This window comes from Neisseria sicca VK64 (assembly GCF_000260655.1).
Lineage (GTDB): Bacteria > Pseudomonadota > Gammaproteobacteria > Burkholderiales > Neisseriaceae > Neisseria > Neisseria sicca_B.
In genome coordinates, this window is the sequence record NZ_AJMT01000186.1 from 1 (window position 1) to 13386 (window position 13386).

The following is a 13386-nucleotide window of genomic DNA, read 5'->3' on the forward strand; positions in this document are numbered from 1 at the left end:
AAGCAACGCAGGTAAATCCAGCGCGATCAATACCCTGACCAACCATGTCCGGCTCGCTTACGTTTCCAAAACGCCGGGACGAACACAACACATCAATTTTTTCGAATTGAGCAACGGCAGCTTTATGGTCGATTTGCCGGGTTACGGCTATGCACAAGTTCCCGAAGCCATCCGCACGCATTGGGTCAAACTCTTGGGCGACTACCTCCAACAACGGCGTCAGCTCATCGGCTTGGTGTTGATTATGGATGCACGCCACCCATTGAAAGAGCTGGATTTGCGGATGCTGGACTTTTTCCACATCACCGGCCGTCCTGTGCATATTTTGTTGTCGAAAGCCGACAAGCTGTCGAAAAACGAGCAAATCAAAACTTTAGGCGCAGTCAAAAAATCGCTCAAGCCCTATATGACCCGTCAACGCATCAGCGTACAACTGTTTTCCAGCCTTAAAAAGCAAGGCATAGAAGAAGTTAACCAAGTCGTCGGAGAATGGTTTGCTACGCATCAAGAAGAAATGGACAACTTGAATATCGGAAATCCGGAAAATTCCGAGTCATTGTAATCGGTCGTAGTATTATCTGCATTGACGGGACGCAAATCCGTTTATTGTCTTGCAGGGTAAGGGAACAAAATCATCTTGCTGCTGTGTATGTTGTTTTGAAATAGATAAATCCGAAAAGGTCGTCTGAAAATGTTGGATCATGTTTCAGACGACCTTGTTGTTTTTATAGTGGATTAAATTCAAATCAGGACAAGGCGACGAAGCCGCAGACAGTACGGATAGTACGGAACCGATTCACTTGGTGCTTCAGCACCTTAGAGAATCGTTCTCTTTGAGCCAAGGCGAGGCAACGCCGTACTGGTTTAAAGTTAATCCACTATATGTTTTGAGTTTTGAGGATATCTTCCCTGTAAAGGTTAGTAAGGGGGATTGGGCAAGGCGTAGCCATTAGGCACATCAGCATCTCCTCGAGAATGCCAAATTGTAAAAAACGCTTCTGTCTCTTAAAACAGAAGCGTTTTCGCATTTCAGACGACCTGTAATCCGTTTGTCGGAATCGGGCTGCGGCTTGGTTTGGGTTTTATTAGGATGTGGATCAGCCGGGCAGGTACTGCATGGGGTCGACGGCTTTGCCGTTCATGCGGACTTCGAAATGCAGTTTGACGCCGTCTGTGTCGCTATTGCCCATGGTGGCAATCGGCTGGCCTGCTGCGACTTTTTGGTCTTTTTGAACCAGAATGGTGTCGTTGTGTGCGTAGGCGGTGATGGAGAAGTCGCTGTGGCTGATGAGAATCAGTTTGCCGTAGCCGCGCACTTCTTCGCCGACGTAGAGGACGGTTCCGGCTGCTGCGGATTTGACGCTTTGTCCAAGTGTGCCGCCGATGTCGATGCCTTTGTTGGTCGCGTTGTCGTAGCTGCGGATGATGGAATTTTTGCCGTTGTCGACCGGCCATTGCAGGGTTAGGCGGTTGACGGGGGCGACGGTTCTGGCGCTGCTGATGTCGGTACTGCCGGAACGGGGGCGGTTGGCGGCGTTTTTACGGACGCGCAAGACTTGTCCGACTTCGATTTGTGAGGCGTTGTTCAGATTGTTCCATGATGCCAAGGTGTTGACGTTTTGTCCGTAGCGTTTGGCGATTTGGCTGAGGGTGTCGCCCGGTTTGACGCGGTAGTAGCCGTCGGGTACGGGGCCGGTGGATGGGCCGCCGGCACACGCGGCAAGCGTGAATGCCAAGCCTAATGCGGACAAACGGAGAATTGCGGTTTTGAAAGATAGGGTATGGTTTGTTTTCATAGAGAACCAAAAGAATAAATCAGTAGGATTATGGGCAGGCGTGAAGGTTCAACCTGTTTGGGGATTTTTTCGGGATGTTCGGCTGCCTGACGGGATATCTTTTTGATTCGTCGGGCAGTTTGAAAAGCAATACGACGGATGCTGACGGTAGCCCGGGGTCGTCTGAAACGGTCGGGCTGCAACGGCTGTTTCGGTTTTCGGTATAATCCTGCATTTTACACTCGGCGCGATGCCTGTTGAACTTTATCCGTGAATACTTCTTCTCATAAATCTTCTTTGCCTTATCTGGCTGCTTGCGGCAGCTTGATTTTTTTGATTGTCCTTTCTTTATCGTGGGAGCTGTGGATTGCGCCTTTGCGCAGCGGCGGTTCGTGGCTGGCGCTGAAGGCTTTGCCTTTGTGCCTGCCGTTGTCGGGTATTTTGAAGGGTAAAGTTTATACTTACCAGTATAGTTCTATGTTGATTTTGATTTATTTTGCCGAGGCGGTGATGCGTTTGTTTAATGCGGGTGCTGCCGAGGTGGTGTGTGCCGCTTTATCGTTGACGGCGTGTTTGGTGTTTTTTGTTGCATGCCTGGCTTTTGTGAAGCAGCAGAGAAAGGCGGGAAAATAATGTTTATGCGTTTTTCAGACGACCTTAAGAGTGAATGGGACAGACGTTTGTTGCCTTTGTGGTGCTGTTTCTTGTGGATATGCGCCGCGCCGTTTTTGTCCTTCTACCGCGTGGGTCCGTTGTCAAGTTTTTATCTGGAAGCGGCTTCGCTGCTGGGTGCGTTGATGCTGGTGTTGGTGACGGCGTATAAGGGTTTGTTGAGCGTGCGCCTGCCTAAGGCGGCCGTCGGTTTGCTGGTTTTGGCGGTATTTTGGTGGCTTCAGGCGCGGATGATGGATTTGATTTACGTCGGCATGAACGATATGGTGATGTGGACGTTTATCATTCTGGCGTTGGCGGTATGGGCTTGCCGTGGTTGGGTGGCGGCTTACGGGCAGGAACGCATTGTGACGGTGTTTGCGTGGTCGCTGCTGTTTGGTACGTTGCTGCAGGCTGCGATTGCGTTTATACAGTTTAAGGGCTGGTACGATCTTGGTTTCCTGCGCAGCATGATTGTGTATAGCGGAAAAGAGGTCAGCGGTCAGCTTGGGCAGCGCAACCACCTCGGGCATTATTTGATGTGGGGTGTTTTGGCGGCGGCTTATTTGTGGTCAACCCGCAAAATGCCGGGCTGGCTGGGATTTTTGTTGGTTTTCCTGATGACGGCTGTCTTGGGCTTGGTCAACTCGCGCACGATTCTGGGCTATGTGGCCGGCGTGGCGTTGATTTTGCCCGTGTGGCGTTGGCGTGCGGGACGGGATTCTGCGAGGCTGGTGCGGATATTTTTCCTGACGGTCGCGCTGGTGGCGGTATTTCAATTTGCGATGGGTTCGATTTTGGAGCTGCTGGGCAACGGTCAATATGAAACGGCGGTTGAACGCGCCGGAAACAGCGGTTTTGAAGGCTCGATGCGTCAGATTGAATGGCGTAAGGCCTGGACTGCCTTTTTGTCCGCACCTTGGTTCGGACACGGTTGGAACAGCTTTGCCCAACAGACTTTCTGGATTAATGCGGAGCAGCAGTATTTCCCGAATAATATCTTAGGCGTGTTGTTTACCCATTCGCACAATATTGTTTTACAACTGCTCTCCGAAGTCGGGCTGGTCGGTACGGTATTGGTTGCCCTGACGATGCTTGCGGGGCTGTGGCGGATGCTGGTGCGTCCTTACCATCCGGCTTCGCTGCTGCTGCTGTCTATGGTTGCCGTCAGTATGTGCCACAGTATGTTGGAGTACCCATTGTGGTATATCTATTTCCTGACGCCGTTTGTGTTGATGTTCGCACTCGCGCCGGCACGTTATGAAGACGTTTCAGACGACCTCGCTTGGATGCGCGGTCGCAATTGGGCGGGCGGGCTTGCTACGTTGCTGATTATCGGCGGGCTGCTGCATATGGGCTGGACGTATACCGATTTGGTCGATTACAGCCGGATTCCGAAAAATGAAAGTACGGAGATGGCGGGGCGGAAGATTAACGGTTTGCGCCATATTTCCGAAACCAGCCCGATGCTGGCTTATTATGCCGACCTCAGCCTGACCCGCCGTGCCGAGCCGACCGATATGCAGGTCAAACCTTGGGCGGAGAAGGCGGCGATTGATTCCTTGTCTTACCGCCCGTATTCCAACGCTTATCAGGTGGCGCTGTACCTCTACCGGCAAGGCAAGAAGGAAGAGGGTGCGAAATGGATGCAGGCGATGCAGTATTATTATCCGTACATGATGTCGTTTTACGCGGGCAAGCTGCGCAGCCATCCCGTGTTCCAACCGCTTTTGCCCAAGCTGCTGGCGGACTGCAAAGATTTCGTCAACGCGCCTAAGCACGAAAAAGCGAAGTCTTGCGATGTCGTGCCATAAGCAATAGGCTGATGTAAAAAGGTCGTCTGAAACCCGATTTCAAGGTTTCAGACGACCTTTTGTTATTTATTATAGTGGATTAAATTTAAATCAGGACAAGGCGACGAAGCCGCAGACAGTACAGATAGTACGGCAAGGCGAGGCAACGCCGTACTGGTTTAAAGTTAATCCACTATATTCACACATATTCGCTTTTATCGTTTTCTTTCCAAGCCTGATGCGAGCAGAGCCAAAGCAACACAATCCCGCACGCCGTCGAAGCCAGCATCATGCCCGCCATCACCAACGCAGAACCATTGTGCAGCCGCGTCGCCAACAGCCCCACGCTTGCGCCGATGATGGATTGGAACGCGCCCAATACCCCATTTGCGCTGGCGCTTTCCTGCTTGAAATAAGCCATAAAGCAAGCTTGTGTGTTTGCGCCGACCAAGCCTTGCGTGCCTACCGAAAACATTACGCATGGCACCAAAGCCCACATCGGTGGCAGCCCCATCGATACGACCAACAGCACCATCGTCAGGTTTGCCACAAACTGCACGATAATGCCCCATTTCAAAATACTTTGCGGGTGCGCCCCCGTTTTCAGCCGCCATGCCGTGATGCGGTTGAACGAAGCCATCGTAAGGACGTTCAGCGCAAAGGCCCAAGAATATTGGTGCGGCGTCACATGGTACAGTTTTTGGTAAACAAAAGACGATTCCGTCAAAAATGCAAACATCGACGCAAAGCTGAATGCCTGAAAAAACAGATAGCCCATCGCCGCCCGCGTTTTCAGCACTCTGGCAAACCTGCCCGCCACCAGTCCGAAAATGTCCATCCTGATTTTACCCGTCTGCTTCGGACGCGGCAGGAAAGTAAACACCAAGATGAACAAAACAAACGAATACGCTGCTAAAAAGCCGAAAATAAAACGCCAGCCGCCCAAATCCTGCAACATCGAGCCGAACATAGGCGCAATCAGCGGTACGACCATCAGGATAATGCCGATTAAGGCAAACATCTGCGCCGCCTGCCTGCCCGAATAATAATCGCGCACCATCGCTCCGACGATGACCACCGTCATCCCCGCCCCGAACGCCTGTACGGCGCGCAGGTTCAACAGCCCGTCCACCGACTGCACCATCGTCAGCGCGACAACGGCCGCAAAATAAATGCTCAAACCGAACAAAGCCACAGGTCTGCGTCCCTTGATGTCCGAAACCGCACCACCGGCAATCTGACCGAACGCCACGCCGAACATAAACAAAACCAAACTCTGCTCAATGCGGTGGATATCCGTACTCAACGACTGCGCCATTTCTGGAATGGCGGGCAGGTAGGCATCAACCGAAAACGGCATCAGGGCAACCAACATCGCCATCAAAACCGCCATTTGCTTTTCGCCCAGTGGGGCGGGTGTGGATTGGGACATAAGGGACTTTCTGTGTGTTTGAATTTCTGCGGCGGCTTGGTTCGGAAAGACTTGGCTATCGGATAACGAGGGTAGGGCCAAGCCTCCCAATACTGCCTTCGGAACGGAATCCGACATATAGTGGATTAACTAAATCAGGACAAGGCGACGAAGCCGCAGACAGTACAGATAGTACGGAACCGATTCACTTGGTGCTTCAGCACCTTAGAGAATCGTTCTCTTTGAGCTAAGGCGAGGCAACGCCGTACTGGTTTAAATTTAATCCACTATAAAAGGTCGTCTGAAACCCGCGATACAGGCTTTCAGACGACCTTTCTTATTGCTTAAGAACGTTGAAACAGATTATTTGGCTGCTTCAGGTTGGCTGGCTGCTTGGCTGGCGGCTGCCGCTTTATCGCCTTCTTTGGCGAAGTATTTGGCGTGGATTTTGTCGTATTCGCCACTGTCGCGTACTTTTTTCAGCGCTTCGTTCAGCATTTTGACGGTCGCTTCGTCGCCTTTGCGTGCGGCTATGCCGTAGTTTTCAATCGTGAAATCAGGCAGGGTGATGAAGTCCATGCTTTTGGTCGGGTTGTTTTTCACATAGTTGGCGATGACCGCACTGTCACTGACCACGGCATCCACGCCGCCGTTTTCCAGCTCTTTGATGACCAAGGGAACGCTCTCGAAGCGGGCGATTTTAGGATTGTCGTTGCCCAAGAGTTTGGAAACGGAGAAGTCGCCGGTTTGTCCGGTAACGACGCCGACTTTCGCCATGTTTTTGAGGTCGTCTGAAGAGGCGACTTTTTTACCTTTGGGAACGAGGACGACTTGGGTAATTTCAAAATAAGGGTCGGTGAAATCCATGGACTGCTTGCGCTCGTCGGTAATGGTTACGCCGGAGATGACGATATCCGTATCACCGTTTTTGAGTGCGGGGAAGAGGCTGTCCCAAGGCTGGTGTTTGAATTCGACTTTGAATCCGCCGGCTTTTGCCATCGCGTTCATCAAATCGACGTCGAAACCTTCAACGTTGCCGGCGGAATCCAATGATTCGAAAGGGGCGAATTCGGCGTTGGCGGCGACGCGGTACACTTTGTCGGCTTTAGGGGCTGACGAGGAAGCGTCTTTGCTTTGGCCGCCGCAGGCGGAGAGTGCCAGCGCGGAGCAGGCGAGGGCGGCTGCAATCCATTTTTTCATGTTCATGGGGAGGTTCCTTCTTTACGGATATTAATAAATAAACGGATAGTTTAACACGGTTTGGGGAAGTCGCTACGCGTTAGTGGTCTTTTTCGCGGAAAAAAGCGTAGGTTACGTCATGGAAGAGGTCGGTATGCGGGCTGTCTTCGTAGTTCAATTCGGCGAGCGCGTCTTCAAAGGCAAGCTGGATGGACTCGACGGCTTCGTTTGCCATGTCGGACGGCAGCGAACGGATCAGGCCTTTGAGGGCGGTGGCGAGGACGTGGTTCTGCATACGCAAAACATCGTTGGCTTCTTCCAAATATTCGAGGCGTTGTTCGATGCTGCTCATGATGTGTTCCTGGGAATCTGTTAAAATACCGCATTATAGCAAATCACGGCATTCGCTATGCGCGTGAAATGAAATGACACAACGGAAGAACGAAAGCTAAAAATGGATACGAATCGTCCCGATACGCCACAACAAACGGATGAAAGCCTGGATTGGGAAAGCCGCTTGGAAAAGCTGCGGCAAACCCGCCAATTGAATGCACCTTACACACACGCGCCTTTGGTGCGCGAATCTCAAGAGCCCGCCTTCGAGCAGAGGCCCAAAGCCAAGTCGGTCAAGCTCGACGATGCCAACCGCGATGCCGTGTTGACGGAATATCTACGCAAATGGCAGGAGGAACACAACGCCATGCTGGAGGAAGAAGCCGCTGAAACGGCGGAGACCGATGCGATGGTGATTTTGCAGGAAAACTGGCTGAACGCGCAGTCTTCGCTGCAAATGAGCGCGTCCGACAGGCAAATCGAGTCCACGCGCACGGTTTGGCTGAATCCGAAACGTAAAACAGTCGAATTTGACGCGCCTGCAAAAGCAGAGGCAACGTCGTCTGAAAACGAAAATCCGCAGGCGCAAGAGCAGGTTTCAGACGACCCCAAAGAAGAAACGCCGCCGATTACCGTCCATATCAACGTATTAAACCCGCAGGTCATCAACCGCAGGGAAGTGTTCTGCATTTCCGAGCAAGACCTGAGCGAGCGTTTAATCAAACGCCTGCGCCCGCACGTCGCCGATGCCGTCAACGGCATGATACGCACCGCCGTGCAGAAACAAATGGCGCTGTTTACCTACCAGCTCCAACAAACCCTCAGCGAACAGGCGCCCGATTTGGTGGAACAGCTTTTGGATTACAACGTGAAAAAAATCCTGAACGACATCAAATACGAAATGAAATACAGTCAGGGGAACAAAAAAGCGTGATAACGCAGCCGCCGCTTCAGGTATCGGACTGAAAATGCTGATTTTTCCGCCGGTTTTGTATATAATGGCGGCTCACGTTATCGTGATTTAACTCCTTTCAAATAATTTATGCCCGATGAACCGTCGGGCATTTTTTTGGGCGTGGATTTTATGAACAAAAACAAATGGATTTGGATATTGATTGTTGCCGCCGTGGTAGTCGGTTATCAAAAAATGCAGCAGGGGCGGCAAGGTCAGGCGGCGGATGCCGTACCAACCCAAACGCAGCCCCAAACCCAGGCGGAAAAACGCCAATCCGAACAGTCTGAATCCAAAAAGTCGCAACCCAAGCAGCCGAAATCCGACCGCCAAGCAGGGCAGGGCAGCGCGGAACAAATATTGCAGCAAGCCTTTGAAAACCAAAAAAGTGATATTCAGGTGAAAGGCGCAGGCACGGTTCTCAAAACGCTGCCCGATGACAACCAAGGCACGCGCCATCAGCGTTTTATCTTGAAACTGTCCAGCGGGCAAACGCTTTTAGTGGCGCACAACATCGATCTCGCCGACAAAATCAAAGGCTTGAAAAAAGGCGATAAAGTCGGCTTCTACGGCGAATACGAATGGTCGGAACAGGGCGGCGTCCTCCATTGGACGCACCACGACCCCGCAGGCCGCCATGCCGACGGCTGGCTGGAACACGACGGGCGGGTCTATCAATAAAGCTTGGAACGATTGCAAAAGGTCGTCTGAAAAACGTTTTCAGACGACCTTTTGCCATTCGCCGCCAAACTTGAAAGACGGCGCAAATAAGCGCAAAATGTTAACAAGTTAACCTATGGCTTCTCTTATTTATAGTGGATTAACTAAATCAGGACAAGGCGACGAAGCCGCAGACAGTACAGATAGTACGGAACCGATTCACTTGGTGCTTCAGCACCTTAGAGAATCGTTCTCTTTGAGCTAAGGCGAGGTAACGCCGTCCTGGTTTAAAGTTAATCCACTATAAGACATCAAACAAACCTGCTGAACAAGATTGGAAAACAAATGAGTAAAAAACTCCACCCACAGACGCTCGCCATACGCGGCGGCAAAGAGCAAACCGAATACCGCGAACACAATCAGGCATTGTTCCTCACCAGCAGCTTCATGTGGGACAACGCCCAACACGCCGCCGATTTGTTTTCCAAAAAAATCAAAGGGTTCACTTATACCCGTACTGCCAATCCGACCACAGCCGCCTTTGAAAAACGCATCGCCGCCTTAGAAGGCGCAGAACGCGCGGTCGCCACTTCGACCGGTATGTCCGCGATTCAGGCGGCGTTTTTCACCTTCCTGCAGGCGGGCGATCATGTGATTTCCAGCCGCAGCCTGTTCGGCACGACCGTCGGCTTTATCAACAACATCGTCACCAAATTCGGCATCGAAGTGAGCCATGTGTCGCCGACCGATGTGGACGAATGGAAAGCCGCCGTCAAAGCCAACACCAAACTGCTGTTTTTGGAAACCCCGTCCAACCCCTTGGGCGAAGTGGCCGACTTGGAAGCCTTGGCAGAATTGGCGCACAGCATCGGCGCGCTTTTGGTGGTGGACAACAGTCTGCTGTCGCCCGTCGGCTCGCAGCCTTTGAAACACGGCGCCGATATTTCCGTTTCCTCCGCAACCAAAGCCATCGACGGACACGGACGCGTGATGGGCGGCGTGTTGGCGGGTTCGGAAGAATTGATGACGCAGGTCGCCGTTTACTGCAACTCTTGCGGGCTGGCAATGTCGCCGTTTAATGCATGGCAATTGTTGAGCGGCGTGGAAACACTGTCGCTGCGTATGGAAAAACAGTTCGACAACGCCCTGAAAATCGCCCAATGGCTGCAAGCGCAGCCGCAGGTTCAAGCCGTTTACTACACCGGATTGCCCGATCATCCGCAGGCGGAGCTTATCCGCAAACAGCAAAACGGCGGCGGCATCGTCATCGGCTTTGAAGTCGCCGACACTGACGCCGCGTGGAAAATCGTCGACAGCGTCGAACTCTTCTCCCGTACCGCCAACCTCGGCGACGTGCGCTCGACCATTACCCACCCGTGGACAACCACACACGGCAGGATGCAGCCCGAAGAAAAACTCGCCGCCAATATCCGCCCCGGACTGGTGCGCCTGTCCGTCGGTTTGGAATACGTCGATGATTTGATTGACGATTTGAAACAGGCGTTGGCGCGTTAAGCCAAACGCCCGACAGACGGCATTTGCTGAACCATTACATTTCAGACGACCTCTTGGCGTTTCAAAGGTCGTCTGAAAACATTAAAATACACACAACATCAAATAAGGAAATCAATTATGAGTGAAGCGGAATTTTCCGATTGGGCGATGAAAATCTGTCTGACCGGACTGGTTATTTTCTTGGGCTTTATCGTCTGGAACTTGGGCAAAGAATCCAAGGCGGGCAAATTCGGCATCGCGATTTTGTTCCTGGTATTGGGCTTGGGCGTATTCGGCTTTATTTTCAAAGAAGTGCTGATTAAATTCATTGCCCTGCCTTGAGGCGGCAAACAAAGAAGAATAAGGGAAAGGTCGTCTGAAAACCCCGGATACGGGCTTTTTCAGACGACCTTTGCATTTTGACAGCAAAGTTTAAGATAGGAACTTGGTACATGATTGAAGTATTACTGCCCGGAATTTGGTATGGCAAAGTCAATCAGATGAGTTTGGATGAACTAAAGAGCAGCTTGCTTTCGGTTCAGGAAGAACGCGAACGTATATTGCTCATTGTCGAAATCATGAAAAAAGGAGACTTTTCCGTCAAAAACCTTTTAGTCGACCTGATGAACCAAACAAAAGATAAAACGGTATTAAATTTGTGTATTAGGCTGTTTTGTTCGGTGTGTACACACGATGATTTGCAAAACATTGGGAATTTGCGTTTTTTGGATTCCGCATCGTCATTTGGTGCCTTTACCTTCGTTGTCGGCGCAACGGCAACAATGTCATACCAAGTCATTCCATATCTTTTAGCGTTGTGGGGGCAATGGGATGGCTTTGACAGTAATTTAGAAATAGCGATAAAAGATGCGTTGGATATTTTCCTCAACTATCATTCAACATTATCGGAAAACGCAACCTTGGATGATGTAGGAAATTTATATCTGGATAAGATAAAAACCATAGATTCAGATTGTTATTACTATAAGGCCTCTCCCGCCTTCCCCGGTTTATTGACGCAAGAAATTATGACTGCTCTATATGTTGCCGCACAAAAGAGGGAAAAATATAATCTCTATGTCCAATCTTCTCTTTTATCTATCTTTACGGGCGAAAAAATTCCGGTTGATACTGATGCGGTCATCTCGAGAAATGAGCTTGATTTGATGATTGGCTATATTGATCGGTTAGCCGAAAAAAACTGGATAGAGGGTATGAAGTATTTTTATGGACACCCCGTTGAAAATTTATAAAACGGAAGGAATGTTACTATCCATAAATGCATGGCAGCTTCAATGGCAAACCGCCATGCTGCCGTTATTCCTTATTTGAATTCCTGCTATATTTATCAACTCTGTCAGACAAAAAGGTCGTCTGAAAACCTTGAATCTGGGTTTTCAGACGACCTTTTGTCCTGATGGGGCTGTCTTTATTTGTTGGCGTTCAGATAAAGATTGATCAGGCGGGTGGTGGAGCTGTCGTGTTTTTGTACGCCGGTTTCGCCGGTCAGCTCGGCGAGGATGGTTTTGGCGAGCTGTTTGCCGAGTTCGACACCCCATTGGTCGAAGCTGTTGATGCCCCAGATGATGCCTTGGACGAAGGTTTTGTGTTCGTACATGGCAATCAGGCTGCCCATGTTGCGGGGGTTGATTTTGTCCATGAGGATGAGGTTGGTCGGGCGGTTGCCGGAGAAGGTTTTGTGCGGAACCAGCTCTTCGATGCGCTCTGCTTCCATGCCTTGGGCTTTGAGTTCGGCGCGGACTTCGTCGGGGGTTTTGCCGCGCATGAAGGCTTCGGCTTGGGCGAAGACGTTGGCGAGCAGGATTTCGTGGTGGCCGCGCAGGTTGCTGCGTTTTTCAAGCGAGGCGATGAGGTCGATCGGGGTGATGTGGGTGCCTTGGTGCAGCAGTTGGAAGAAGGCGTGCTGACCGTTGATGCCGGTTTCACCCCAAATAATCGGGGAGGTTTCGTAGCCGACTGCTTTGCCGTCGAGGGTAACTTGTTTGCCGTTGCTCTCCATGTCGAGCTGCTGGATGAATTTGGGCAGGCGGTGGAGGTGTTGGTCGTAGGGGGCGATGACGTGGCTGCCGCCGCCGTAGTAGTTGATGTACCAGATGCCGATGAGGGCAAGGATGACGGGCATGTTGCGCTCGAGCGGGGTGTTGATGAAGTGTTGGTCCATCAGGTGCGCGCCGTTGAGCATTTCGATGAAGTTTTCTTCGCCCAAATAGAGCATGATGGGCAGGCCGATGGCTGACCATAGGCTGTATCGTCCGCCGACCCAGTCCCAAAATTCGAACATGTTGGCGGTGTCGATGCCGAACTCGGCAACGGCTTTTTGGTTGGTGGAGACGGCGACGAAGTGTTTGGCGACGGCGGCTTCGTCGCCTGCATGGTCAAGGAACCATTTGCGCGCGGTCAGGGCGTTGGTGAGGGTTTCTTGGGTGGTGAAGGTTTTGGAGGCGATGATGAAGAGGGTGGTCTCGGGGTGGACTTTGGACAATACGTCGCGCAGTTGGGAGCCGTCCACGTTGGAGACGAAGTGCATGTTGAGGCGGGGGTGTCCGAAGGGTTTGAGCGCGGTACACATCATCAGCGGGCCGAGGTCGGAGCCGCCGATGCCGATGTTGACGATGTCGGTGATGACTTGGTTGGTATAGCCTAACCAGCTGCCGCTGCGGACTTCGTGTGCAAATTCGCCCATGCGTTGGAGGACGTGGTTGACTTTGGGCATGACGTCTTCGCCGTCAACGACGATGGGGGAGTTGGTGCGGTTGCGCAGGGCGACGTGGAGGACGGCGCGGTTTTCGGTGGTGTTGATTTTTTCGCCACGGAACATCTGCTGCATGCGTTCGGGTACGCCGGCTTCACGGGCAAGCTCGAACAACAGTGCCATGGTTTCGTCGTTGATGCGGTTTTTGGAGTAATCCAGCGTCAGTCCGCCGACTTGCAGCCAGTAGCGTTCGGCACGCTGCGGGTCTTGATCGAACATTTCGCGCATGTGTTGTTCTTTGGTTTCGTCAAAATGTATCCATAATTTTGACCAAGCCGGTAAGTCGTGAAGGTGTTTCATCGGATGCTCCTGAGGTTGGACGGTTTTGTGGGAAAACGGCCGCGAGGTCGTCTGAAACGGGAACG

General features: G+C 51.6%; 13 protein-coding genes. 8 read left to right on the plus strand and 5 right to left on the minus strand.

From position 1 onward, the window contains the following. A partial coding sequence (gene yihA / locus HMPREF1051_RS10740; RefSeq protein ID WP_003768607.1) for a ribosome biogenesis GTP-binding protein YihA/YsxC occupies positions 1 to 562 on the plus strand: 562 nt, incomplete at its 5' end. Positions 563 to 1097: 535 nt separating this feature from the next. Here the strand turns inward: yihA and HMPREF1051_RS10750 are convergent. Beyond that, entirely contained in the window at positions 1098 to 1796 is a 699-nt protein-coding gene (locus tag HMPREF1051_RS10750; RefSeq protein ID WP_003768567.1) for a murein hydrolase activator EnvC family protein, read from the minus strand. Positions 1797 to 2045: 249 nt separating this feature from the next. Here HMPREF1051_RS10750 and HMPREF1051_RS10755 point away from each other — a divergent pair, with 249 nt between their 5' ends. Both HMPREF1051_RS10755 and HMPREF1051_RS10760 read left to right on the plus strand, forming a co-directional pair. Next, positions 2046 to 2408: a DUF2069 domain-containing protein gene (locus HMPREF1051_RS10755; RefSeq protein ID WP_003768527.1), complete on the plus strand. Its 363-nt coding sequence runs from the start codon at positions 2046 to 2048 to the stop codon at positions 2406 to 2408. Then, positions 2408 to 4240, plus strand: coding sequence for a PglL family O-oligosaccharyltransferase (locus HMPREF1051_RS10760; RefSeq protein WP_003768597.1), 1833 nt, complete (start codon positions 2408 to 2410; stop codon positions 4238 to 4240). Before HMPREF1051_RS10755 ends, HMPREF1051_RS10760 begins: the two co-directional genes overlap by 1 nt. A 178-nt stretch (positions 4241 to 4418) precedes the next feature. On the opposite strand, the gene HMPREF1051_RS10765 is transcribed toward HMPREF1051_RS10760, so the two are convergent. The 3 genes from HMPREF1051_RS10765 to HMPREF1051_RS10775 all read right to left on the minus strand — a co-directional run bounded on the left by HMPREF1051_RS10765 (position 4419) and on the right by HMPREF1051_RS10775 (position 7161). Then, complete coding sequence (locus tag HMPREF1051_RS10765) at positions 4419 to 5651, minus strand: multidrug effflux MFS transporter (RefSeq protein ID WP_036493044.1); 1233 nt, start codon at positions 5649 to 5651, stop codon at positions 4419 to 4421. A 342-nt stretch (positions 5652 to 5993) separates the two neighbouring features. Beyond that, positions 5994 to 6836, minus strand: coding sequence for a basic amino acid ABC transporter substrate-binding protein (locus HMPREF1051_RS10770; RefSeq protein WP_003768540.1), 843 nt, complete (start codon positions 6834 to 6836; stop codon positions 5994 to 5996). 73 nt (positions 6837 to 6909) lie between these two features. Further along, positions 6910 to 7161, minus strand: a complete 252-nt coding sequence (locus HMPREF1051_RS10775; protein ID WP_003768589.1) for an NGO1151 family protein — start codon at positions 7159 to 7161, stop codon at positions 6910 to 6912. A 102-nt stretch (positions 7162 to 7263) separates the two neighbouring features. On the opposite strand from HMPREF1051_RS10775, the gene HMPREF1051_RS10780 reads away from it, so the two are divergent. The 5 genes from HMPREF1051_RS10780 to imm47 all read left to right on the plus strand — a co-directional run bounded on the left by HMPREF1051_RS10780 (position 7264) and on the right by imm47 (position 11501). Further along, the gene (locus tag HMPREF1051_RS10780) at positions 7264 to 8076 is read left to right on the plus strand and encodes a hypothetical protein (RefSeq protein ID WP_003768530.1); all 813 of its coding nucleotides are present in this window, start codon (positions 7264 to 7266) and stop codon (positions 8074 to 8076) included. Positions 8077 to 8184: 108 nt separating this feature from the next. Continuing rightward, positions 8185 to 8775, plus strand: coding sequence for a DUF3465 domain-containing protein (locus HMPREF1051_RS10785; RefSeq protein ID WP_003768539.1), 591 nt, complete (start codon positions 8185 to 8187; stop codon positions 8773 to 8775). Positions 8776 to 9099: 324 nt separating this feature from the next. Next, the gene (metZ, locus tag HMPREF1051_RS10790) at positions 9100 to 10269 is read left to right on the plus strand and encodes an O-succinylhomoserine sulfhydrylase (protein WP_003768533.1); all 1170 of its coding nucleotides are present in this window, start codon (positions 9100 to 9102) and stop codon (positions 10267 to 10269) included. 117 nt (positions 10270 to 10386) lie between these two features. After that, entirely contained in the window at positions 10387 to 10590 is a 204-nt protein-coding gene (locus HMPREF1051_RS10795) for a DUF2788 domain-containing protein (RefSeq protein ID WP_003768561.1), read from the plus strand. Between the two features lie 110 nt (positions 10591 to 10700). After that, on the plus strand, positions 10701 to 11501 hold the full coding sequence (gene imm47, locus HMPREF1051_RS10800) for an Imm47 family immunity protein (RefSeq protein WP_003768526.1): 801 nt from the start codon (positions 10701 to 10703) through the stop codon (positions 11499 to 11501). A gap of 176 nt (positions 11502 to 11677) precedes the next feature. Here the strand turns inward: imm47 and pgi are convergent, their stop codons facing one another. Next, positions 11678 to 13321, minus strand: a complete 1644-nt coding sequence (gene pgi / locus HMPREF1051_RS10805) for a glucose-6-phosphate isomerase (protein ID WP_003768546.1) — start codon at positions 13319 to 13321, stop codon at positions 11678 to 11680. Positions 13322 to 13386: the final 65 nt, after the last annotated feature.

What these genes read in the sequence shown, in the direction of transcription:
- imm47 (WP_003768526.1), top strand. Translation starts at nt 10,701, where the DNA reads ATGATTGAAGTATTACTGCCCGGAATTTGGTATGGCAAAGTCAATCAG.
- metZ (WP_003768533.1), top strand. Translation starts at nt 9,100, where the DNA reads ATGAGTAAAAAACTCCACCCACAGACGCTCGCCATACGCGGCGGCAAA.
- HMPREF1051_RS10795 (WP_003768561.1), top strand. Translation starts at nt 10,387, where the DNA reads ATGAGTGAAGCGGAATTTTCCGATTGGGCGATGAAAATCTGTCTGACC.
- HMPREF1051_RS10765 (WP_036493044.1), bottom strand. Translation starts at nt 5,651, where the DNA reads ATGTCCCAATCCACACCCGCCCCACTGGGCGAAAAGCAAATGGCGGTT.
- HMPREF1051_RS10775 (WP_003768589.1), bottom strand. Translation starts at nt 7,161, where the DNA reads ATGAGCAGCATCGAACAACGCCTCGAATATTTGGAAGAAGCCAACGAT.
- HMPREF1051_RS10750 (WP_003768567.1), bottom strand. Translation starts at nt 1,796, where the DNA reads ATGAAAACAAACCATACCCTATCTTTCAAAACCGCAATTCTCCGTTTG.
- HMPREF1051_RS10785 (WP_003768539.1), top strand. Translation starts at nt 8,185, where the DNA reads ATGCCCGATGAACCGTCGGGCATTTTTTTGGGCGTGGATTTTATGAAC.
- pgi (WP_003768546.1), bottom strand. Translation starts at nt 13,321, where the DNA reads ATGAAACACCTTCACGACTTACCGGCTTGGTCAAAATTATGGATACAT.
- HMPREF1051_RS10760 (WP_003768597.1), top strand. Translation starts at nt 2,408, where the DNA reads ATGTTTATGCGTTTTTCAGACGACCTTAAGAGTGAATGGGACAGACGT.
- HMPREF1051_RS10770 (WP_003768540.1), bottom strand. Translation starts at nt 6,836, where the DNA reads ATGAACATGAAAAAATGGATTGCAGCCGCCCTCGCCTGCTCCGCGCTG.
- HMPREF1051_RS10780 (WP_003768530.1), top strand. Translation starts at nt 7,264, where the DNA reads ATGGATACGAATCGTCCCGATACGCCACAACAAACGGATGAAAGCCTG.